Source organism: Brevibacillus gelatini (genome assembly GCF_003710935.1).
GTDB lineage: Bacteria > Bacillota > Bacilli > Brevibacillales > Brevibacillaceae > Brevibacillus > Brevibacillus gelatini.
Genome location: NZ_RHHS01000004.1, coordinates 15,432 through 37,545, shown reverse-complemented (window position 1 = coordinate 37,545; position 22,114 = coordinate 15,432). Strand labels below are relative to the sequence as shown.

The 22,114-nt window shown below is 50.6% G+C and carries 23 protein-coding genes; 3 read left to right on the top strand and 20 right to left on the bottom strand.

Translation table 11 applies throughout. The features are described 5' to 3' along the window. The first annotated feature begins 10 nt into the window (after positions 1-10). Positions 11-1,684: a recombinase family protein gene (locus EDM57_RS00215; RefSeq protein ID WP_122902770.1), complete on the top strand. Its 1,674-nt coding sequence runs from the start codon at positions 11-13 to the stop codon at positions 1,682-1,684. Between the two features lie 125 nt (positions 1,685-1,809). Here the strand turns inward: EDM57_RS00215 and rlmH are convergent, their stop codons facing one another. The 5 genes from rlmH to EDM57_RS00190 all read right to left on the bottom strand — a co-directional run bounded on the left by rlmH (position 1,810) and on the right by EDM57_RS00190 (position 5,944). Beyond that, positions 1,810-2,289, bottom strand: coding sequence for a 23S rRNA (pseudouridine(1915)-N(3))-methyltransferase RlmH (rlmH, locus tag EDM57_RS00210; RefSeq protein WP_122902769.1), 480 nt, complete (start codon positions 2,287-2,289; stop codon positions 1,810-1,812). 6 nt (positions 2,290-2,295) lie between these two features. Further along, positions 2,296-2,538, bottom strand: coding sequence for a CxxH/CxxC protein (locus tag EDM57_RS00205; RefSeq protein ID WP_122902768.1), 243 nt, complete (start codon positions 2,536-2,538; stop codon positions 2,296-2,298). A gap of 337 nt (positions 2,539-2,875) precedes the next feature. After that, positions 2,876-3,445 (bottom strand): hypothetical protein, encoded by a 570-nt coding sequence (locus EDM57_RS00200; protein ID WP_122902767.1) that lies wholly within the window; start codon positions 3,443-3,445, stop codon positions 2,876-2,878. Positions 3,446-3,476: 31 nt separating this feature from the next. Continuing rightward, complete coding sequence (locus tag EDM57_RS00195) at positions 3,477-4,178, bottom strand: amidase domain-containing protein (RefSeq protein ID WP_122902766.1); 702 nt, start codon at positions 4,176-4,178, stop codon at positions 3,477-3,479. 545 nt (positions 4,179-4,723) lie between these two features. Then, complete coding sequence (locus EDM57_RS00190; protein WP_122902765.1) at positions 4,724-5,944, bottom strand: S1C family serine protease; 1,221 nt, start codon at positions 5,942-5,944, stop codon at positions 4,724-4,726. Between the two features lie 275 nt (positions 5,945-6,219). Here EDM57_RS00190 and EDM57_RS00185 point away from each other — a divergent pair, with 275 nt between their 5' ends. Further along, on the top strand, positions 6,220-6,456 hold the full coding sequence (locus tag EDM57_RS00185; protein ID WP_122902764.1) for a hypothetical protein: 237 nt from the start codon (positions 6,220-6,222) through the stop codon (positions 6,454-6,456). Here the strand turns inward: EDM57_RS00185 and EDM57_RS00180 are convergent. From EDM57_RS00180 to EDM57_RS00155, 6 genes are all read right to left on the bottom strand, one after another. After that, on the bottom strand, positions 6,451-7,239 hold the full coding sequence (locus tag EDM57_RS00180) for an MBL fold metallo-hydrolase (RefSeq protein ID WP_122902763.1): 789 nt from the start codon (positions 7,237-7,239) through the stop codon (positions 6,451-6,453). The genes EDM57_RS00185 and EDM57_RS00180 overlap by 6 nt on opposite strands. Before the next feature lie 43 nt (positions 7,240-7,282). Further along, positions 7,283-8,056, bottom strand: a complete 774-nt coding sequence (locus EDM57_RS00175) for a two-component system regulatory protein YycI (RefSeq protein ID WP_122902762.1) — start codon at positions 8,054-8,056, stop codon at positions 7,283-7,285. Continuing rightward, positions 8,043-9,425, bottom strand: coding sequence for a YycH family regulatory protein (locus EDM57_RS00170; RefSeq protein ID WP_122902761.1), 1,383 nt, complete (start codon positions 9,423-9,425; stop codon positions 8,043-8,045). Before EDM57_RS00170 ends, EDM57_RS00175 begins: the two co-directional genes overlap by 14 nt. After that, on the bottom strand, positions 9,422-11,245 hold the full coding sequence (walK, locus tag EDM57_RS00165; RefSeq protein ID WP_122902790.1) for a cell wall metabolism sensor histidine kinase WalK: 1,824 nt from the start codon (positions 11,243-11,245) through the stop codon (positions 9,422-9,424). Before walK ends, EDM57_RS00170 begins: the two co-directional genes overlap by 4 nt. Next, positions 11,245-11,955 (bottom strand): response regulator YycF, encoded by a 711-nt coding sequence (gene yycF, locus EDM57_RS00160; RefSeq protein WP_122902760.1) that lies wholly within the window; start codon positions 11,953-11,955, stop codon positions 11,245-11,247. Before yycF ends, walK begins: the two co-directional genes overlap by 1 nt. A gap of 185 nt (positions 11,956-12,140) precedes the next feature. Next, the gene (locus EDM57_RS00155) at positions 12,141-13,631 is read right to left on the bottom strand and encodes a LysM peptidoglycan-binding domain-containing M23 family metallopeptidase (RefSeq protein ID WP_122902759.1); all 1,491 of its coding nucleotides are present in this window, start codon (positions 13,629-13,631) and stop codon (positions 12,141-12,143) included. A 257-nt stretch (positions 13,632-13,888) separates the two neighbouring features. Between EDM57_RS00155 and EDM57_RS00150 the strand changes: the two genes are divergently transcribed. Further along, entirely contained in the window at positions 13,889-14,260 is a 372-nt protein-coding gene (locus EDM57_RS00150) for a hypothetical protein (protein WP_122902758.1), read from the top strand. A gap of 76 nt (positions 14,261-14,336) precedes the next feature. Here the strand turns inward: EDM57_RS00150 and EDM57_RS23980 are convergent, their stop codons facing one another. The 9 genes from EDM57_RS23980 to rpsF all read right to left on the bottom strand — a co-directional run bounded on the left by EDM57_RS23980 (position 14,337) and on the right by rpsF (position 22,028). Next, on the bottom strand, positions 14,337-14,660 hold the full coding sequence (locus EDM57_RS23980; protein ID WP_425455750.1) for a hypothetical protein: 324 nt from the start codon (positions 14,658-14,660) through the stop codon (positions 14,337-14,339). Between the two features lie 58 nt (positions 14,661-14,718). Next, positions 14,719-16,005, bottom strand: a complete 1,287-nt coding sequence (locus EDM57_RS00140; RefSeq protein WP_122902757.1) for an adenylosuccinate synthase — start codon at positions 16,003-16,005, stop codon at positions 14,719-14,721. A gap of 181 nt (positions 16,006-16,186) precedes the next feature. Next, the gene (dnaB, locus tag EDM57_RS00135; protein ID WP_122902756.1) at positions 16,187-17,536 is read right to left on the bottom strand and encodes a replicative DNA helicase; all 1,350 of its coding nucleotides are present in this window, start codon (positions 17,534-17,536) and stop codon (positions 16,187-16,189) included. Positions 17,537-17,560: 24 nt separating this feature from the next. Continuing rightward, on the bottom strand, positions 17,561-18,004 hold the full coding sequence (gene rplI, locus EDM57_RS00130) for a 50S ribosomal protein L9 (protein ID WP_122902755.1): 444 nt from the start codon (positions 18,002-18,004) through the stop codon (positions 17,561-17,563). A 26-nt stretch (positions 18,005-18,030) separates the two neighbouring features. After that, positions 18,031-19,968, bottom strand: a complete 1,938-nt coding sequence (locus tag EDM57_RS00125) for a DHH family phosphoesterase (RefSeq protein WP_122902754.1) — start codon at positions 19,966-19,968, stop codon at positions 18,031-18,033. A 4-nt stretch (positions 19,969-19,972) separates the two neighbouring features. Continuing rightward, the gene (locus EDM57_RS00120) at positions 19,973-20,881 is read right to left on the bottom strand and encodes a DUF2232 domain-containing protein (protein ID WP_122902753.1); all 909 of its coding nucleotides are present in this window, start codon (positions 20,879-20,881) and stop codon (positions 19,973-19,975) included. 84 nt (positions 20,882-20,965) lie between these two features. Further along, complete coding sequence (rpsR, locus tag EDM57_RS00115) at positions 20,966-21,196, bottom strand: 30S ribosomal protein S18 (RefSeq protein WP_122902752.1); 231 nt, start codon at positions 21,194-21,196, stop codon at positions 20,966-20,968. A 41-nt stretch (positions 21,197-21,237) separates the two neighbouring features. Continuing rightward, positions 21,238-21,711 (bottom strand): single-stranded DNA-binding protein, encoded by a 474-nt coding sequence (locus tag EDM57_RS00110; RefSeq protein WP_122902751.1) that lies wholly within the window; start codon positions 21,709-21,711, stop codon positions 21,238-21,240. 29 nt (positions 21,712-21,740) lie between these two features. After that, entirely contained in the window at positions 21,741-22,028 is a 288-nt protein-coding gene (gene rpsF / locus EDM57_RS00105) for a 30S ribosomal protein S6 (RefSeq protein ID WP_122902750.1), read from the bottom strand. Positions 22,029-22,114 lie beyond the last annotated feature (86 nt).

Here is a 22,114-nt window from a genome sequence, read left to right as displayed (position 1 = left end):
AGTTTTCTTGATGATGACCCTCGATTTCAAAGGAGATCCTGTCGCAATAAACGTAGCCATCTATGCGCGTGTAAGCACAGAAGAACAAGCTGAACAAGGGTACAGCATCCCGGCACAACTGGAAGTTCTTCGTTCTTTGTGCAAATCGGAACGAAAAATTGTCTACAAGGAGTACGTCGATGCAGGGATTTCCGGTAAGAGCATCGACAAAAGGCCTGCTCTGCAAGAGCTTTTGCGGGACGTTGAAGAGGGTAAAATTCAAGAGGTACTGGTCTGGAAGTTGGACAGGATCAGCCGAAAGACTTCCGACCTTCTGTACATCGTGGAAAAACTCAATAAAAATAACGTAAAGTTTCGGAGCTACTCCGAAAAGGAGTTCGACACCGAAACGGCAGCAGGGAAGTTGAGCATTCAAATCTTGGGTGTAATCGCCGAGTTTCAGCGCAACACCATCATAGAAAACGTAAAGATGGGGATGAAACAGCGGGCACGAAACGGAAAGTGGAATGGCGGTAACGTCCTTGGCTACAATGTTGTCGAGGTTCCTTCCGGTAAAGGTAGCGAGTCCGTGCTTCTTGTCAACCCTGTCGAAGCAGAGCTCGTCCGAAAAATCTTTCGGATGTACGCAGCTGGTCAAGGGCTAAGAAGCATAGCCAATCAACTCAATAACGAAGGCTACAGGACAAAACTTGGGAATTCGTTCAGCACTGTAGCAGTCAAAACCATTCTCACCAATCCCGTGTACATTGGAAAGATTCGCTATAACGTCCGTGAAAACTGGAACGAAAAGCGACGCAAGGGAATCAACCCAAACCCGATCATCGCAGACGGGGAACACGAGCCCATCATCGACATGGACACCTGGGAAGCCGTACAAAAATTGTACGGCAAAAAATCAAAAACGTCGCCGAGAGTGTTTGAGGGTACGTACCTCCTGACTGGCCTGATGCGGTGTCCCCAATGCGGCGGAACTTTGGGAGCCCATCGGGTAAAAGACAAGCTCAAGGACGGAACCGTTGTCGTACGGCGGTACTACGTTTGCAACAGGTTCAGGAACAACGGAAGTCGCGTTTGCAGTTCAAACTCCGTACGGGCAGACCTTGTGGAAGATTTCGTGATGAACCGAATCAAAGAAGTCGTTCTTCAGCCTAAAATTTTGGAAGACATCGTAAATAAAATCAATAAAGATCGCTCAAAGAGCGTCTTGCCTCTTCAAAAAGAAATCGCAGCGTTGGACAAGGAGCTGAAAACTCTCGAATCCCAGAAACAGAAGTACTTCAAGCTGTATGAGAGCGATGCCATAGACAACGATTTTCTGGTCGAGAGACTCAACGAACTAAAGGCGAAGTTCGACCAGTTTGCACAGCGCAAGCGTGAGGCTGAGAGACAGCTTGAGACCAACACGTCAAGCCCCATCTCAATCAAGGAAGTTCGTGAAGTCCTGACAATGTTCCACAAACTCCTGGAAAACTCGCCCCTCAACACGCAGAAAACCCTTCTTCAAACGGTAATAAAGCAAGTACACGTAAAGAAGAATGGCAAAGAACTCGAAGGCATCGAACTAGAGTTCGACGAAGGGATAAAGAAGTGTTTTTTGACCCTTGCCCCTTCCACCGATAAGGTGGAGGGGGCTTTTGCTTTTCGCAAGCAAAAGTCCCCCTCAAGGTACACTCTCGTAATCTAGTACCCAAAATGGCTCGTAAACGCCCGTAAAACGAGTCTTTTCAGGAAAGGTGATGGTAGGTAAACCTCAAATAATAAAACCTCTTTGAAGGGCTCCTGAGGGCTCGAACCTCAAAAAACTTGCCGTTACTTGTGGTAAGGTTCCCCCCGACTAATCCGAAACCCCCGATAAACCTGCTCCAACAACACCAGCCTCACCAACTGATGCGGAAACGTCATCTTCGAAAAAGACAACAGCACATTTGCCCGCTTCAGGACCGTATCCGCCAGCCCGAGCGATCCGCCGATCACGAACGCCACCTGGCTGCGGCCGTGCAGGGCCAGTCTGTCCAGCTCCGCAGACAGCTTCTCCGATGACCACATTTGCCCCTCAATCGCCAGCGCAATCACATACTGGTCCTGCTTGATCTGCGCCAGAATGCGCTCGCCTTCCTTGCGTTTTACCTGCTCCATTTCGGCCGTGCTCATTTCTTCCGGGGCTTTTTCGTCGTTGACCTCGATAATTTGCAGCTTGCAGTAGGCAGACAGGCGTTTGCTGTACTCGGCGATGCCCTCACGCAAATACTTTTCTTTCAGCTTGCCTACGGTGATGATCGAAATTTGCACGGTCGTCTACATTCCTTTCTCTTTCAAAAGCGCAATCTGGCCTGGCTCGCCGCATACCCGGCAGCGCTTGTCAGCTGCACTGTCGTCGATCGCCTGCGCCGGGTACGTGTCTGGTGCTGCCTCGAAGTCGTTCACGTAGTCATCCAACTCCTGCTCCAGATGCTCCATGCAGGTAAATCGCACCGGATATCCCGCCTGCAGCTCCACTTCCTTGTTCTCTATGCGAATGCTTTGCATCATCATATCCATCTTTATTCCCTCTTTTCCGCGCATTTTCTTGTCGCTTCTTATTCTACCCCAGAACGACAGCAAGACAAGTCCATCACGTGGTAATCTGCTGTTATGAAACCAAGTGAAGTATGGATGTGAAAACAACCAAGTCGCTAGGTGAAGCGGTCTCGTTCTCTTTAGAAACCTCGGCGATTGCCGAGCCTTTGGCGACAGCAGAGCCGTAGTTACACTTATGTCGATAGGGTATAATTTTATAAATTCCTATCGACCAAAAAAACGATAAAGGGGCATCTCTAAGCCGATGAATCGACTTTTCAGACAGCCCCACTGATTGACAAGTAAGAGAAGTACCTGTTTAATTTCCTGTATCCGAAGTTGCGTCACGTAATGCCATTCTCTCTTTTTCAAATTCTTCGAGTAATTGTTGAGCGGACTTCCCCTTCCCAAACTTCGCATTTCCAGAAAGCTCATTTTCTATTCGTTCAATGAGTTGTTTTCTCTTCTCGATTCTTTCCAAAATTCCAATCACTTCTGGATCATTGAAATCTACGCTTTCCACATTTTCACCTTTATAAGCTTTTTCGTGAATGAGCGTCATTTGTTTGAAAGCAAAAAGTTGACTTTTCAATTTTTCTTCAGGATCTACAGGGTATAACTCTTCTCTCAATTTCCCAATTTCCCATGCTAACTTTTTTACCTTTTTTGCCTGTTCATCGGTATAGTTCTGATAGAGAGCTTCTTCTTCCTTTTCGAATTCCTCCTCCAGCTTCGCTAGCAATTCTGCTTTATCGACTTCCTCCTTCTGCTGAACTAGCGTTCCTGTGTCGTGCGGGTTACCAGCATATGCGTTAACCCCAATGATGCCTAACCCCAGAAGAAGCGTTGCAGAGAAAAATAATACATGCGTTTTGTTCGCCTTACGCATATCATCATCTCCAATCAACATCCATTTGTCGTCATTTTTTTATCTGTATAGTAATAACATATGCACCACCATAATTGAGCCATTCACTTAGTGGCAAATCTGTTCCCCAATAATAATCTTCATCATTAACCGAGTGTTGTGCCATATATACTTCCTTATTTTTAAACCTGTGTACGACTTGTGAGTGTAATGTCTTTCCGTGTTTATCAACAAATTGAACAATATCCCCAACATTTAAATCATCATAAATTTCATCAAAATTATCGATTGCTTCTTGAACTGTGTACTTTTTGGCTTGATAAGCAAATTTTCCTCCGGAACCATTCACTACGGCCCAGTGCTCCCGAAATTGATGGGCTCCAGTCCAAGATGATGTGCGCGATTTTTTATCATTTGTATTTTTGGGAACATGTGGACCGTAATAGTACCAATCCTTTTGATTCCGATTATAACCTTCTTTGCCATGAAAATCCAACCCACCTCCTTCGTGCAGTACCTGAGAAACAAAGTTTGTGCAATCGCCGCCATCACTGTTGCTTCCGTAATTTGCGTAATTCTTGTTTCCTGGTCTCTCAGCATACTTTTCAGCATATTTTTTTGCTGCGCTACGATCATATTCTTTATTAGTAGAGGAGCTATTGGTGAATAAAGTTTCGGCAGCTATCGCCTGGCCAGTCACTAAGATAGATGCTAGGCACGCAAGTGTTACTGACTTTTTAAGAACATTTTTCAAACTAGCTCATCTCCTTTGAATAAATTTTTAGAATCCTAAACGAACAATATCAGCTAATAAAATTGTTTATTATCCCTATTATTGAAAAAAATGGGATAACTCGTGATTTATAGACGAATCTTCATTGCTAAAAGTCACACGTATACTATCGATAACCAAATATATAATAAGGATTTCCTTCATATTAATGGTTGAAGTAGCATGTAAAAATCACTTTGTCTTATGTCAAAAGCCAAGAAGCGGTTCTAAACTAAGAAAGGGATTGATATCCTGAAATATTAGAAAACTCGGCGATTGCCCTGCCTTTGGCGACAGCAGAGCCGTAGTTGCACTTATGTCGATAGGGTAAAAATTTATAAATTCCTATCGACCAAAAAAAGAGAGCGCCGATCTCAGCTCGACGCTCTACAAAGAAGGGATCTATTTTACAAATAGTTAGAGGGGGGGAACTACTTATATGCAAACGGGACAAAATCGTCCCGGAATTGCTGTCGGTTGGTTGCTGGCGAGACGCTACGGTCTGCCAACAACTTTCCTGTTGTTGCTTACTCCGGCGTTTTCGCCAGCTTGACGGTCGCCGTCTTCTTGAAGCCGTCACGGTAGTACGTAATCACAACGGTGTCACCCGGCTTTTTGTTCAAGGTCAGGAACTTGCGCAGTTGAGCGCCGTTGGCAATGTCCTTGTTGTCCATTTTGACGATGACATCGTATTGTCTCAGGCCGACTTGGCCTGCTGGGGAGAATTTGCCGACTTCGCCTTGGACGACGACCCCTGCCTTGACTTCATCCGGCAGGTTCAAGGTTTCTTTCCAGTGCACGCGCGGCACGTTGGTCAGGTCGAATGGCTGTACGCCGAGATAGGCGCGTTCCAGCTTGCCTTTTTCCATCAGCTCGCTGACGATGACCTTCACGTCATTGATCGGCAGGGCAAAGCCCAGACCTTCTACACCGGCTTTGGAAATTTTCAAGGTGTTGATTCCGATAACCTGTCCCTGAATGTTGACGAGCGCGCCACCGCTGTTGCCGGGGTTGATTGCGGCGTCGGTTTGCAAAACATCCAGTTCCCAGTCGTCCTGGCCGTCTTCGTTAAAGTCCATTGGCATCGAACGCTCCAGGGAACTGATGATACCCTGTGTCACTGTGCGGGAAAACTTCATGCCCAGAGGGTTCCCGATAGCGATTGCCGGCTCGCCCACTTGCAGCGTGGAGGAGTCCCCCAGCTCGGCAACGGCAGTTACCTTCGAGCCGTCGATTTCCAGTACGGCGAGGTCGGCGTACGGGTCAGCACCCAAAACCTTTGCTTGCACCTTTTCCCCTGTCGGCAAGGCGACTTCCAGCTTCTGCGCCTGGTCGATGACGTGGTAGTTGGTGATGATGTGGGCTTTGCCGCCCTTTTTCTCGAAAATGACGCCGGAACCTTCGCCCTGCTCGATGTCTTGCGTATTGCTGAACCAATTGCTGCGAGCACGGCCGATATTGATGACGCCGACAACCGCGTTCTCCACTTTTTTCACCGCGTTTACTGTGCCGGTTTCAACCTTCACCGATACAGGCGTGGCAAACAGGTTGGCTGCGGGATTGCTAATGACGTTTGACGTTCCTGGCTCGACCATATTGATATATCCGGAGTTGGAGAGAGTCGGCAGCATGAGCAGGACGACCATTCCCCCAATTACCGCTGACGTTACGGACGTCAAGACAGTGCGACCGATTGAACCGCTTCGTTTTTTCCGCTCCACGTGAGTCAAATCATCGTAAAACCCCATGATTCACACTCTCCTTCTTCCTCTGCTAATTACTAGGGTTACAGGTTTTTCCAACTCCTATACCCTAGTGCCACTGTTTGCATGGATGAGTTCTTTGCTGTCTGTTCCTTATGACACCTTTAGTATACGACCTGGTTTCGGCAAAGTCGCGTGAGAAATATGGAAAGGTTGTGGAATGAAAAAGCAAAAAGCCCTTGGAATATTTCACCAAGAGCGCGGATATGATAGATTAAAAGCTTTTTCTGACGCCAGCGAAAAGAAAGGGTTGATAGAGTATGAACGAAGTACAGCTCATCGCCAAGCTCGCCGATCTGCAGGAAACGGATTACCACAATACGCTTGTCCTGCACGCCCTCATCGAAATTCTCGTTGCAAAAGGACTGTTGACGCATGACGAGCTGATAAGCAAAGCGAAAGAACTGGACAGCCAGCTCAGCTTTCAGCTTGATACGATGGTCAAGCTCTCCGATGCCATCACCAGCCGTCATACCCGGATCGAACCGCTCCTATAGCTCTTCCAGCTTGGTCGGGCGGTCCGGGTATGTATCGCGCAAATGCACATCATCCCCGACGGTCAGCCCCTTTTCTTCCAAAATGTTTTTCACCGTCAGGCGGGCCAGATCGATCATGTTGTTTTCCTTGCTCAAATGGGCCAAGTATACGCGCTCTGCCCCACCTGTCAGACACTCGGTCAGGGCGTCGCCCGCCGCTTCGTTGGACAAGTGGCCCACGTCGCTTAAAATGCGCCGTTTGATACTCCACGGATACTGCGACATGCGGAGCAGCTCGACATCGTGATTGGACTCGAATACATACGCGTCCGCACCGCGAATCGTCTCCTTGATCCGGTCGCTGACATAGCCAAGGTCTGTTGCGACACTGAGCTTTTTCTTGCCGTGGTAAAAGCAAAAGCCCATCGGCTCCGCCGCATCGTGCGAGATGCCGAACGACTCGATGCCCAAGTCCTCCAGCTCCCGCTTTTCCCCTACGGCAAACAGGCGCTTTTGCTCTTCCTTGATCGTGCCGATCTGGCCATTCAGCTCCGCCCACGTTTTTTCATTGGCATAAATTGGCAAATTGTATCGCCGCGCCATGACGCCGACCCCTTTGATATGGTCGACGTGCTCGTGCGTGACGAGAATCGCGCTCAAATCGGCAGGATTGACGCCGATCGTTTGCAGCGCTGCCTCTGCCTGCTTGCCTGTAATCCCCACATCAATCAGCACGGAAACACGGTCTGTCGCCACGTAGATGGCATTGCCTGTGCTCCCGCTTGCCAACACACTAAATCTCACCGAACATCCCTCTTCCCGTCACTTTCCCTTGCTGTCTATCTGTTCATCGCTGCGTAACCATCGCCCGCTCCAAAGCACCGGTAAACGCGTTGACAAAGTGCTGTTTGCCATCGTGGACGACCCGCCATACCGGAGCCAGCACCTGCTTATCCGCATCGTATGAACCGTAATAGCCCAGGCTTACATTTTCAATCCGTTCACCTGGCTGGATCATTTGCTTTTCGACCAGCGAAAGCAGCGCCTTGTAGCCGGAGATGACCTGCCGACCGTCTTTTTGTTCCCGCACCTGGAAAAACGTTTGCCGATAGCCAAAAATCGCTCCATTTTCCAAATACACTTCCAAAGGGGCGACGAAGATCGGCATTTTCTCATAAACCTGCCAGTACAAAAGCCGCGATGGATTCGACTGATACGAATCCGGCACGTACTGCTCGGCGTACATCAGCCTTGGCCCGATCTGGCGCAGCAGCTCATTCGGCGCCAGCTGGCCGCGAAACTGGATCGGCGGGTCCAACATTGCCGCAAGCGACATTTTCTCCACGGTCGCCTGAATGCCCGGCAGCTCCTGCAAGCTAATCAGATTGATTCCGACGTACTCCGCGTCCAGATAGGCCATCTCCGGAGTTTCCTGCGGGATCTCCGTGTCCAGGGAAATATTTTGCTGATTCAGATACAGCTCCATGTTCCACTTTTCTCCCTGCGCCACTTCCTTGTCATTCCAGAGGCTGATGCGCGTCACGTACACCTGATAGAAAAGAAACAGATCGAGCAGAAGAAAGGCCCAGATCAGAATGGTCTTCGTTCTACTCCAATCCATGCGCCCCTCCTCCTCCCTGCTTCACTCGCGCGAGAATGTACAGATTCCCCTGGTTCGCCAGCTCGACGATCCAGGTCGGAACCAGATCCACGTATCCGTCTCCCATGACCGTTTGATAGGCAAGGTAGGCATTCGTGATTTGCTCCGTATCTGCCAGCTTTTTGTCCCGGATCAGCTTGTACAACTCCGGGCCGGACATGATCGTCTGCTCCTGGTTGCCGATGTATTTATCCAGGTCGAGTAGAGAACGGTTCATCGTCACAACCCGTCCCGCTTCCAGGGTAATCTGGATCGTATCAATCTGGATCGGCTCTTCTGTGCTGACCAGCGGATACGCCCCGACATACTGGCGGAAGGTGATTAAATCTTTTTCATTGTAGCTTTTCTTGATTTGTTCAAAATGAAAATCGTCCAGCCAGCCGAGATGCTTGTTGATAAAAGTAACCGCACTCTGCACTTTTTCTTCGGCAGACGGCTCCTGCGCCCGCTGCTGGTAAGCCGGGTCTGTGAAGGTGATTGCCTGCTGCTCCGCCCTCAATTGAATTGATCTGCTGCCATCCGTGAGAATAACCGTTTTGTCCCGCTCCATGATTTGTCTGACCAGCGACTGATCGATAAAGTACGCCTCCATCAGCTGTTCGTTGGTAACAGGCACATAGCTGTAGCGGAACTGCTGCATCCGCATCTGGTTTTTGGGCAAGTAATACGTGCTCCAGATCGGCGCCGGGCCTTCGATTACCGAATACATCCGCTCCGGCTTGACGACCTTCATGATTTGCTCCGGCATGGAGCTGCCGGAAGCCAAATACGAGTCTCGCAAATCTTTCGGGCTGATCGAGGTGCGCGAACGCATCATGCGCCCTTCCTCTGTCGAGAGAAACAACGCGTAGACGACGTCCTCGTCTTTTTCGTAGTACAGCCACAAGCGGTCAATGCCCTTGATGTCGCGGTCATATTCGTCGCGGAAAGTGACCAGACGCGATACAATCGACAGCGGTACCGTACTGCGAAACCTTACTTCCAGCCCCAACTTTTCCCGGGCAATTTCTCCCCACTTTTCATTGGACAGCACATATGGCGAGAAATCGAGGAAAATCCATTTTGACATCTCGTTTACGATCAGGCTGTATGGCGCATCCGTCGCTACTGCGCGCGTATGGCGCTCTTCCCCGTAATGAAACACGACCGACTCCGGAGTCACCAGTTGCTCCAGTGTCTTTTCCATGACCGGCTTCGACTCGGTATAACGTGCCGGCTCGATGAACTGCAAATTGGGCTGGTTCGACCACAGCATAGCGGTCAGGCAAAAACTGGCCACGACCAACAGGATCAGCAAGACGGTCTTGGCAGGCTCCAGCATCCGCTTCATCCCGCATTACCTCCTTGGGCAAATGGGACCCAGAACGTCACCGTCGTCCCCACGTTCCATTCACTGGTAATCTCAATATCTGCGCCGTGAGCCTGAACCAGTTCGCGGGCGATAGCCAGTCCCAAACCTGTACCGCCTTGTCCACGCGAGCGCGCTTTGTCAACCCGGTAGAACCGTTCAAAAATTCGCTTCAAATCGCGGGCCGGTATCCCGATTCCGGTATCGCTAATCGAGATTTGCACACGCTTCTGACTGCGGTTTTCCTTGGCGGACAGGACAACCGTGCCGCCCTGGGACGTATATTTGATCGCATTGGACAGCAAATTGTCCAGCACCTGGTTGATCGCATCCAAATCGATGTACACAGGCGGCAGCTTGTTTGGCACATCAACGGTAAGCTGTACCTCCTGCTGCTCGCTGAACATGGAAAAGCGATCGGCTGCATAGCGCAAAAGCCGGCTGATGTCCGCCTCCTTGCAGTGCAGACGCACGCCCTGCGAATCGAAGCGACTCAGTTGAAGCAAGTCATTGACCAGGCGAATCATCCGCTCTGTCTCGGACATCGTTACCTTCAAGAAGCGATTGGACAGTTCCGGCTCATCTACCGCCCCGTCCAGCAAAGCTTCCACGTAGCTTTTGATCGTCGTCAGCGGCGTGCGCAGCTCATGCGAGACGTTGGCGACAAACTCCCGGCGCTGTTGCTCCAGCCGCTGCTGCTCCGTTACGTCCGCGACCACCGCGATAATCCCGCCCTTTTTTCCGCTGTCGTGCTGCAAGGGCGTAAATGTCACGCGCAAAATGACCTCTTCCCGATTGGGCAGCCGCATTTCAATAAAAAGCGGCTCCTCCTGCGCGTACAAAGACATCTCTTCCTCGGGAGGCAGACCGAGCAGATCGGCCAGCGTCCTGTTTTTTCGCAAAACATCTGCCATCCGCACCTGCAGTATCTCTTCTGCTGCGCGATTGAACAAAATAATCTGGCCGTTGCGATTGGCCGCGATCACGCCGTCTGTCATGTTGCTCAAAATGCCGGCGAGCTTTTCCCGTTCTTCCTCCTGCTGCAAAATCGCTTCCTGCAGCCGCAGCGTCATATGGTTGAAAGCCATTCCCAACTGGCCGATTTCATCGTCGCTGTACACCCGCACACTGCTGTTGAAATCACCGTCGGCAACGAGCCTTGCCTGTCTGGTCATTTCCTTTATCGGCTTGGTGATCGTTCGCGCGAGCACGACACCCAGGCCCGCCGTAATGACGAGCGCAAACATCGTGCCCGTCGCCAAAATCCCGTTCATTTTGCGAATCGTCGTGTAGGTGCCTTCCATCGAAGCCATCATGTAGACCGCGCCATAGACGATCTGGTCGCCTTTTACGGGCAGCACCAGCACCTTTACCCTTGCTCCGGTGCGCGGGTCAATCCGCATCGACTCACTGCGCGTTCCGAGCAACGCTACTGTAACCTCCGGCTGCGAGGTGCGCTGACCAATCGTCCGCTTGTCCTCTGTCGTACTGACTACTGTTCCGGTCTGGTCGATGACTTGCACGTTGGCGCCGTTTATTTTCACCAGGTTGTTGATGAGGTTGTCGATGTCCTGGCGGTTTTGCTCCGCGCTCGACTCCTTCCCGTCGCGCGGCCGCAGATCGCTCTCCAGCAAGCTCGCCAACAGACTCGCCTGGGCATTGAGCGCCTCTGAAAAGTTATTGATGTAATAGCTTTCTACTTCTCTGGCAAAATAAGCGCCGATAAACTGCATGGCAAGCAGAATCAGCAGCATGTAGATGACGACCATTTTCCACTGAATCGTTTTGAACAGCCGCCGCATCATCCAGGCGTGCCTCCCACTCCGGGATTGCGCATGGTGTAGCCTAAGCCGCGCCTTGTAATAATGTACTTCGGCTGGCTCGGGTCATCTTCGATCTTTTCACGCAAGCGGCGGATCGTGACGTCCACCGTCCGTACATCGCCAAAATAGTCGAAGCCCCACACAGATTGGAGCAGGTGCTCCCGCGTCAAAACTTGTCCCTGATGACGGGCCAGGTACACCAGCAGCTCAAACTCGCGATGCGTCAGATCCAGCAGCTCTCCCGCCTTTTCCACGATGTACGAGTTCAAATCAATTTCCAGCTCGTGCACGCGCAACAGATGCTGACTTTCTTTTTCCTCTGCCCTTGGACGATGGCGGCGCAAATGCGCTTTGACCCGCGCCACCAGCTCACGGGTGCTGAAAGGCTTGGTGACATAATCATCCGCCCCCAGCTCCAGACCGAGTACCTTGTCCAGCTCCGAGTCTTTGGCCGTCAGCATGATGATCGGCACGTCGTGCGTTTGCCGGACGGCCCGGCAGACGTCCATTCCGTCCCTGCCCGGCAGCATGACATCGAGCAAAATCAAATCCGGCTGTTCTTCCTGGACGACTACAAGCGCTTCGTCACCATCGTAGGCGCACACGACCTGATACCCTTCTTTTTCAAATGTGAACTTCAATATATCTGCAATCGGCTTTTCATCGTCTACCACGAGGAGTTTTGCCATCCCGCTCCCTCCTTTTCTCTATAAGGATTCCACTTCGAACATCGCTATTCCTCTACAATACACCATGTCCTCCCTGCATAGAAGCCCCTGCCAGCCACTCCCTGCCACTCGCATCGTCAGAAGGGCCGACACAGCAAAAAGGGCTCCTCCAAAGAGTCGCCCTTTTCCATCCAAAAATTACATATCTATTTCAAGAAACGCATTGGGTTCTGAACTCGTCCATTTTGATGAACCTCAAAATGGAGATGGATACCGGTAGAGTCTCCGGTCGAACCTTTTACGCCAATTTTCTTCCCTTGTTCAACTACATCGCCAACCTTCACGTTGATGACGCTCAAGTGACCGTACAGCGTTTCCATTCCGTTTCCGTGGTCGATGATGATCGCTTTTCCGTAGTCGCCGTCCCAACCCGCGAATTTGACGCGGCCGTTGTCTGCCGCCATGACAGAACCTGTTCCGGCAATATCGATTCCTTTATGCAATCGGCCCCAGCGAGAGCCGAATCCGCTGCTGATGTATCCGCTGGCAGGCCAGCTCAAACGGCCTGTCCCGCGCGAAGGAATAACCTTTGTCCCGCGCTCCATGATTTTTGCGACAGGCTGTGTAATGACATCTTGTTTGATAACCTTGCGTTCGACAACTTGTCCATTTTCTTTTACGACCTCGTAATGAACGAGCTTCGTACCGTTTTTGCCTTCCTGAATAACCTTTGTCTCCCCTTTGGGAAGCTTGTCATTGTTGTTGATCTGCGTAGGGAACGCAATGACTTCCTGCTGCGACACGTCTTCTTTTACCCGTACCGTAACCAAAGGACGAATCGCCGTGACGTTGATTTCCTGACCAAGCTGCAAAAGCGTATTTTCTGTAATGCCAGGGTTGTTGGCGTAAATATCTTTTGAGGTAATTCCGTACTTTTTGGCAATGCAGCCGATGCAATCGCCCTCAACTACCGTGTGCTTCAATTCCTTGAACGTGCCCTTAATCAATAGCTCTTCCACTTTTTCGGCAGGCAAAATTTGAGCTGCAGCTACTGAGTCCGTCTGCAACTCTACTTTTTCTTTGAATGTCACTTCTTTTACCGGGTTTGCTTTCACGTCCGCCATGGAAGCCGCTGCGACTGCTGCTTTCTTGCCAGCAGGTACACCGGAATATTTTTGCTTCACATCTGCGAGCACTTCCTCAGCCGATTGCTGATCGGGCAAGTAGCCAACCACTTTGCCGTCGATGACCAGCTTCACTGCCTGAACCTTGATGTCTGCCATGGAAGACAGCGCTTTGACTGCGGCCTCATTGTCAAAAGGAGCCTTGAACTGGCGCTCTTCCTTGAAGGTAATGTAATCGGCCAGCGTCAGATTCAGCCCTTTTTTGGCTTTTTCCTCTTCCAGCTTGGCTGCTGTCCAATCGTGAATGACCTTTGGATCGTTCACGACACCGATTTCCTGTCCGTTTACGATAACGTGATAGACCGAAATGACATTGCTTGTGTAGTAATATTGCGCCGAGGCTCCGGCAGCGATCGTCACCAGCAATCCCGCTGCGATGGAAATCGTTTGCTTTTTATGTCCCTGGATGTACGAGCTTGTACGTTTCATTGCGCGTTTCGCCAGATCGCTGCAATCCCGAACGATGCGTTCGGACCGTTCCTGCAGCTTGGCCTTCCACTCAGACCATTGCATAACTTGTCCCTCCTGAAAACAGATACAGCTATCTCGTTCTATTTTCCGAAAATTTTTAATATACCGACCAGGTCATATATCCCAAAATTTAGTTTCCAATTATCTGCCAAAATGCCTAAAGAAACCAACTATGTCGACTTTACCATAAGTTTCACGACGGCATCAAGTGTAAATTGCTGTCGAATAAAAAATATGACAAAGCGTCACCATATGGTCATACAATTGGTGTTTTCTTTCATAAATGGGAGGCTGATTACGTGAGAGAGCGCAACATTTTGGCTGGATTCCATACGGAGGATGAGGCCAGGCAAGCTGAAAAGGCACTTCGCCAAGCTGGCTTTACCACCATTCAAATCGACAAAGTCGGTCAATTTCCAGGGGACGGCATCGAACAGATCACCAATCCGGTTTCCGGCGATTTTCCGGGGTTAGGGGTGCTGACACTGGCTGGCGATTTTCCAAGCGGACCGGATGCACGCGTTCTGGCAGCGGCGAATCCGGATGCCAGCGGGATGTCCGACCGCGGTGACGACAATCTGACCCGGACCGTGCTGCTGACTGCGGTCGTTGCCGAAGAACGGGGAGACGAAGCGACCGCCATCATCCGCTCGCATGGCGGCCAGATTTGAAAACGAAAACACAATAAACAGCCATCTTTCCCTTTTTGGAGGAAAAGATGGCTTATTTCGTCGCGGGCATCCAGGCTTACACCTCTTGCATCGATGTTACGTCTTTTAAGGCGAGTCTGCGAATCGTCGTTTTCTTTGCGTCGTTTTGCTGTTTGTATGTGGTGATGAAGCAAAGGTAACCGTTGTTGAAATGAGTCATTGTCCCCTTGATAACAACGCCGTTAATCATCTTCACCTGTACGTTTTTCCCCAGCAGCTTCTTGGCTTTTTGGTCAAACCCCATCATCACGATCACCTCTCCCTTTTTCCTTATGTCTAACCTTATGCCCAGAGGATGCCGTTTCTTGTCTGTCCGCAAAAAAAAAGGAAAAGCTGCCGAATGATCGACAGCTTTTTTCATGTGACCCGCCCATGAAAATGGTCAGGCCGTCTTTTTTGCTATGACGTTGGAACCAGTCTTATCCGTAGATGCCACGTACAACGATCGTTTGCTCGCGATCTGGTCCTACGGAGAAAATCGACAACGGGATCCCTGTCAGTTGGGTGATGCGCTCGATGTAGTGACGAGCGTTTTCTGGCAGGTCGTTCAGATTGCGAACACCTGTGATGTCCTCGGTCCAGCCTGGCAGCTCTTCGTATACCGGCTCGCATTTTGCCAGCAGGTTGAGGTTTGCCGGGAACGATTCAATGATCTGGCCATTGTATTTGTACGCTGTGCAAATGCGCAGTGTCTCAATGCCAGTGAGTGTATCCAGCTTGGTGATAGCCAGGCCAGTAACACCGCTCACACGACGGGCGTGACGAACTACCACGCTGTCAAACCAGCCCACACGGCGGGCACGGCCGGTTGTCGTTCCGTACTCCAGACCAACCTCGCGGATGCGGTCGCCAGTAGCGTCAGTCAGTTCAGTCAAAAACGGACCGTCACCTACGCGAGTGGTGTACGCCTTCGCTACACCGATTACTTGTTTGATTTTGGTTGGTCCCACGCCGGAACCGATAGTCACGCCACCCGCAATCGGATTGGAGGAGGTGACATATGGATACGTGCCTTGGTCGATGTCGAGCAGTACGCCTTGAGCCCCTTCAAAAAGAACACGGTTTCCGTTGTCAATCGCATCGTTAAGTACAACAGATGTGTCGGTTACGTATGGACGAATGATTTCAGCCAGAGCGAGGTACTCATCCAGGATTTCTTGCAGCTCAAAACCAGTCGTGTTGTACAGCTTCTCCAGCAGCATGTTTTTCTCTGCCAGATTGCGTTCCAGCTTGCGGGCAAACTCGTCGCGATCCAACAGATCGGCGATGCGGATACCGATGCGTGCTGCCTTGTCCATGTACGCCGGACCGATCCCTTTGCGGGTCGTACCGATTTTGTTAGCTCCGCGGCTGTCTTCTTCCACGCCATCCAGCTTGATGTGGTACGGCATAATGACATGTGCGCGGTCGCTGATTTTCAGGTTGCTTGTAGAAAAACCGAAGCTGTGAATGTACTCCAGCTCTTTTACCAACGCCTTCGGATCGATTACCATACCGTTTCCGATTACGCAGGTTTTGTCACTATAGAAAATTCCAGATGGAATCAGGTGCAGCTTGTATTTGTTACCGTCAAAAATAATGGTATGGCCTGCATTGTTACCGCCTTGGTAACGTGCCACTACCTCTGCGCTTTCAGCCAAATAGTCTGTAATTTTACCTTTACCTTCATCGCCCCACTGGGTTCCGACGACAACGACTGTTGACATCGAAAAACACCTCCTGATATCATCATGTCCTTTTGGGCCTGAAACAATCTAAGTGTACTAAACCATTTCTTGTATGTCAACGGAAAATACGAACATTTAAATTGTGGAATGGTAATATGTTCGGCAATTCAAGCAAGAAAAAAAAGCCGGAATTGCTCCGGCCTTTTGTCCATTCGCTCGATTAACCAGCCTGATTTCGAAAGCGCTGATCCAAGCTTACGAATTTGTTAAATTCTTTGAGGAATGCCAGCTCTACCGTCCCGGTCGGGCCGTTACGCTGTTTGGCGATGATGACCTCGATGACGTTTTTGTTTTCCGTTTCCTTGTCGTAGTAGTCATCCCGATACAAAAACGCAACAATATCGGCGTCCTGCTCGATCGCACCGGACTCGCGGATGTCGGACATCATCGGACGCTTGTCCTGCCGCTGTTCTACACCACGGCTCAACTGGGACAAAGCGATGACAGGAACGTTCAGCTCACGGGCAATCCCTTTGAGCGTCCGGGAAATCTCGGATACTTCCTGTTGACGGTTGTCTCCCTTGCCCCGGCCGTGAATGAGCTGCAAATAGTCGATGAGAATCAGACCCAGACCGCGTTCAGCCTGCAATCTGCGGCATTTCGCACGAATGTCCTGAACGGTCACGCCCGGTGTATCGTCAATGAAAATTGGCGCTTTCGCCAGCGTCCCAATCGCCATCGTCAGCTTCTGCCAGTCGTCTTCCTCCAGCATCCCGGAACGCATCCGCGAAGCATCCAGATTGCCCTCGGCACAGATCATCCGCTGTACCAGCTGGGAAGCACCCATCTCCAAAGAAAAGATGGCGACCGTCTCTCCAGCTCGTGCAGCGACGTTTTGCGCAACATTCAAGGCAAAAGCCGTCTTCCCGACAGAAGGACGGGCTGCCAGAATGATGAGGTCACTGCGCTGAAATCCGGCAGTCATTTTGTCCAAATCGGTATATCCCGAAGGAATGCCGGTAATGTCTCCCCGGCGTTGACTCAAAAACTCGATCCGTTCATACGTTTCCAGAAGTACATCACGGATTGGCGTAAACCCGCCGCTGTTGCGGTTTTGCCCGATCTCCATGATGTACTTCTCGGCATCTGCAATGATCTCCGTTACGTCGTCCTCGCGGGAGTAACCGTCATTCGCAATTTTGGTTGCCGTTTGAATCAGGCGCCGAAGCAGCGCTTTTTCTTCCACAATTTTGGCGTAGTATTCGATATTCGCCGCTGTCGGTACCGAACTGGCGATTTCCGTCAAATACGTGACGCCGCCGACTTCGTCCAGCAGCTTGTGATCCTGCAGCTCAGCAGTTACGGTAACCAGATCAACCGGCTCGCCTTTTTCGTACAGGTCCACCATGGTTTGAAAGATGCGCTGATGCGCTGTCTTGTAAAAATCCTCCGGGCGGAGAATCTCGATGGCCGTAATTAACGCTTCCTTAGACAAGAACACGGCACCCAGCACTGATTGTTCCGCTTCCTTGTTCTGCGGCGGCACACGATCCAAAAACAGGTCGCTCACGTCACACCCTCCAGGATTGCGTCATTATTCTTCCACCACGTGAACTTTGAGTGTTGCCGTTACTTCGTTGTGCAGCTTGACTTTGATCTGGGTTACGCCAAGTGCGCGGATGGCGTCCATTTCCAGCTTGCGTTTGTCCACTTTGATTTTAAACTGCTCCTCCAGAGCTTGCACTACCTGTTTGCTGGAAATGGCACCAAACAGCCGTCCACCCTCGCCAGCTTTTCCTGTTACTTTTACGGTCAGCTCTTCAAGCTTCTTGCCCAGCTCCTGTGCTTCCAGCTTCTCCTGCTCCTTGCGCTTCTCTTCGCTGCGCTTTTGCGCATCCAGCGTTTTGATGTTGCTATCTGTAGCTTCCTTCACCAGCTTGCGCGGCAGCAGGAAGTTGCGTACGTAGCCTTCAGACAGGTCTTTAATTTCACCTTTTTTTCCTTGGCCTTTTACATCTTGAAGAAAAATGACTTTCATCATCGTTTCCCCCTTTTCATATTGGCCTACACGACCGAGTCAATCGCTTCTTTCAAACGTCGTGTCGCTTCCTTCACGGAAATGCCCTGAATTTGCGTAGCGGCTCCTGTCAGGTGTCCGCCACCTCCCAAGAGTTCCATGATCGACTGCACATTGATGTCGCCCAGAGAACGTGCGCTAATCAGGATTGTATCGTCTCCCCGTTCGGCAATGACAAAAGATGCCTGGATGCCCGAGAGCGTGAGCAGCTGCTCCGCCGCCTGCGCCACCTGGACTTGCGTGTAGTTCTCGGTAGGATCACCGATGGCAATCGCCATGTTGTCTCGGTACGTCACTGTATTCATAATGATACGCGCCCGCTTCACATACTGCGACAAATCTTCCTTCAGCAAACGTTGGACAGCAGCCGTGTCGGCCCCGTTGCGCCGCAGGAAAGACGCCGCTTCAAACGTGCGCGAGCCCGTGCGAAACGCAAAGCTTTTCGTATCGACCACAATCCCTGCCAACAGTGCAGTGGCAATCAGATTGTCGATATTCAACCGCTCGCTCTGGTATTGCAAAAGCTCTGTGACCAGCTCGGACGTCGAAGACGCATACGGTTCGAGGTACAACAGAACCGGTTCGATAAATTCTTCGGAGCGCCGATGGTGGTCAATGACGACGATCCTGCTTGTTTCAGCAAGCAGCTTTGGCTCGATGACCAGCGAAGGACGATGCGTATCGACAACCACCAGCAACGTGCGGCCCGTTACCAGCCTGATCGCCTGCTCCGGTGTAACAAACGCATCAGCCAATTCCTCATTGGCATAAATCTCCCGCATCAAGCGTTCGACAGAGTTGTTGCCTTCATCCATGACGATATAGGCTGCCTTGTTGTGCAGCTGCACGGCTTTCAACACACCAAGCGAAGCACCGATGGAGTCCATATCCGGCTGCTTGTGACCCATGACGATCACATGCTCCGCCTCGTGGATCAAATCACGCAACGCATGGGCGATTACCCGTGCCCGAACGCGGGTCCGTTTTTCAACCGCATTCGATTTGCCACCGTAGAAGGTGAGCTTGTTGCCGATCTTGATCGCACACTGGTCGCCGCCGCGCCCCAGCGCAATGTCCAGGCTCGATTGGGCCATTTGCCCCAACTCGATGTACGTGCTTGCTGCCGCCCCCACCCCGATACTGAGCGTAATCGGAATCTTGTTGTCAGCGGTCATTTCCCGCACCACATCGAGAATGTCAAAACGCGTTTCTTCCAATTTATCAAGTGCTTCCCGTTCCATCAGCGCCAAAAATTTGTCAGCCGTGATTCGGCGAAGGTATATGCCATGTTTGTTGGCCCACTCTGTAATCACACCAGCCACGCTCGTCGACAAAAGCGTGCGGCTCTGATCGTCCATGACTTGTCCAACCTCGTCCAGGTTGTCGAGGTGAATAATGGCGAGAGCAGCCTTTTCGCGGTGGTAACGCGTCGTCAATTCCTTGAAGTCCGTAATGTCCTTGAAATACAAAAGACGCTCATCGGACCGAACCAAGACTTCGTAAACCCGCTCATTGTAAGTAAATTCCAGCCGTTTTTGTTCCGGCTTCCACACGAGTTGGGGGAATACCTCTTGAAGGCTCTTCCCGATCATCGACTCGTCCCCGGACATCTGTGTCATGAACGGGTTGACCCACTCGATTGCCTTTTCCTCGTTGTATAAGAGAATCCCGATCGGCAGCTCCTGAATCACGCCTTCTCCGGCTTTTTTCACACGGTGGGTGACTGTCGCCAAATACAGGCGCAAGTCCCGCTGAAATCCTTTTTCTGCCTGAAGGGCGTATAAAATCAGGCCAATCAAGCAGATCATGCCGATCGCCCCGTACATCCAATGGTGCAGGGTCAAAATCCCCAACAACAACAAGCTAAAGCTGAGTGCCAGGACCATGTGCATCCCGTACCAACGCTTTAACAGGAATTTGGGCATCTCCTCAGCCCCTCTTCACTCTTGTTTCCAGTTTTTCACGCAAACGAATCCCTAAGTCAAATATCCCTACCAGACTAAGTATAGTGCTTAAGATCGGAAAAATAAATAGACAGACCACAAGCACTGGCGTCAATCTCTTCCACCCGTACAGGTACGCTGCAAACAGGCAGAAGCTCAAGCCTTGCAGCGTAAAAATCCCGTCCAGCATGACTTTTACGTTCATGATCGCCGTTTCCCAGAACGTTCCCTGCATGCTTGCGCCAAACAGCAGAACGCTAATCATGGCAAGGAAATAGTAGTACAGCAACGATCTTGGGAAACTCCACTCCCGGATTGGCTTCAATGCCGGAACCGGCTTTTTGATCCGTTTTCCGAACAGACTGGCCAGTCCATGTGTAATTGCGCTGGAGAGAAAGCTGAACATCACTATGCTTGCAGGCAACACCATCTTGATGAGAGAGACCATCTGGTCAAATTGCTCTTTTGTCATAAAGGAAGGGCGCATGCGAGCCGCCTCTTCCAGTATGGTCTGGAAATTCAGGTTCATTCCAAATGCCATGAAGGCAAGCGTGAAAACGGTGCTGAGGAACACAACACCCGCCCCGGCTACAATTGCCGGAAGTGCCTTCCCGCTTTTCGCATAGACAATTCCCATAACAGAGCCCCAAACCGCTCCGCTCAGTGCAATCGTAGCAGCGACGGGTCCCGCAATGATCCAGCCGAGAAACGTGTACACGGCCGTGATCCACACCATACTGGACACGTTGCGGCTTACAGCCAGGAAAATAAACGGCAACGGTAAAAGGAAACTGACCAGTGCTCCCAGTACGGTATATGTACTCAGGAACAACAGTACCAGTGCAATACCCAGCATCAGGGCATTTTCAGCCAATTGCTTCGTTTTGGAAGGCATGTCAGCACCTCATTTATGAGTAGCGAAAAATATGGAAAAAAGAGGGCCACGCAATTGTGTCCCCCTTTTTATCGTCTGTGTAAATTATTCAGCCGTGTAAGGCAGCAGTGCTACTTGACGAGCGCGTTTGATCGCGACAGTCAGAGCACGTTGATACTTCGCAGAAGTACCAGTTACACGACGTGGCAAAATTTTGCCGCGCTCGCTGATGAATTTTCTGAGCAAGTCTACATCTTTATAGTCGATGTGCTTGATTTTGTTTACTTTAAAGAAGCATACTTTACGACGCTTGTTAGGACGTCCTTTGCGTGCCATGATAGTCCCTCCTTCTTAGGAATGTGAAAGTTTACCGATTCTTAGAATGGCAAGTCATCATCAGAAATGTTGATGGGCTTGCCTGCACTCGCGAAGGGATCACCAAACGGATCGAAGTCGTTGTTTCTCTGACCGGATGGCTTGTTTCCGCCACCAAATCCTGGATCGAATCCTGCATTATCTCCGCCACCATCATTGCTTCGACCGCCCAAAAATTGAACGTTCTCCGCAACAACCTCCGTTACATAAACACGTTTTCCTTCTTTATTATCGTAAGAGCGCGTTTGAATGCGTCCTTCAATGGCAGCTTGTCTACCTTTGCGCAAGTAGGTTGCACAAAGATCGGCAAGTTTTTGCCAAGCGACAATATTAATGAAATCAGCTTCTCTCTCACCGGCCTGATTGGTCCGGGGACGATTGACAGCCACGGTAAAAGTAGCAACGGCAACGCCATTTGGCGTGTAGCGAAGTTCAGGATCTTTCGTCAGGTTGCCGATGAGAATAACTTTATTCATCTTGGTTCCCCCTCTGACCGCGACAACGATTACTTCTCATCGCGAACGAACATGAAGCGGATAATGTCGTCGTTGATTTTCATCAGACGCTCAGCTTCCGCAACTGCATCAGCGTTCGCTTTGAAGTTCATCAGAACGTAGTAACCTTCACGGAACTTATTGATCTCGTACGCAAGACGACGTTTACCCATTTCTTGAAGCTTGGAGATTTCGCCACCGTAGTTAGTCACAACTTCGCTGTAACGAGCTACATTGGATTTTACTTTCTCTTCTTCAAGGTCTGGACGCAATACATACATAACTTCGTATTGACGCATACCTTTTCACCTCCTTATGGACTTTGCGGCCCTGTGCGGGCAAGGAGCGAGTGCCAAAACGAAACGCATCAACATGCACTCCATAA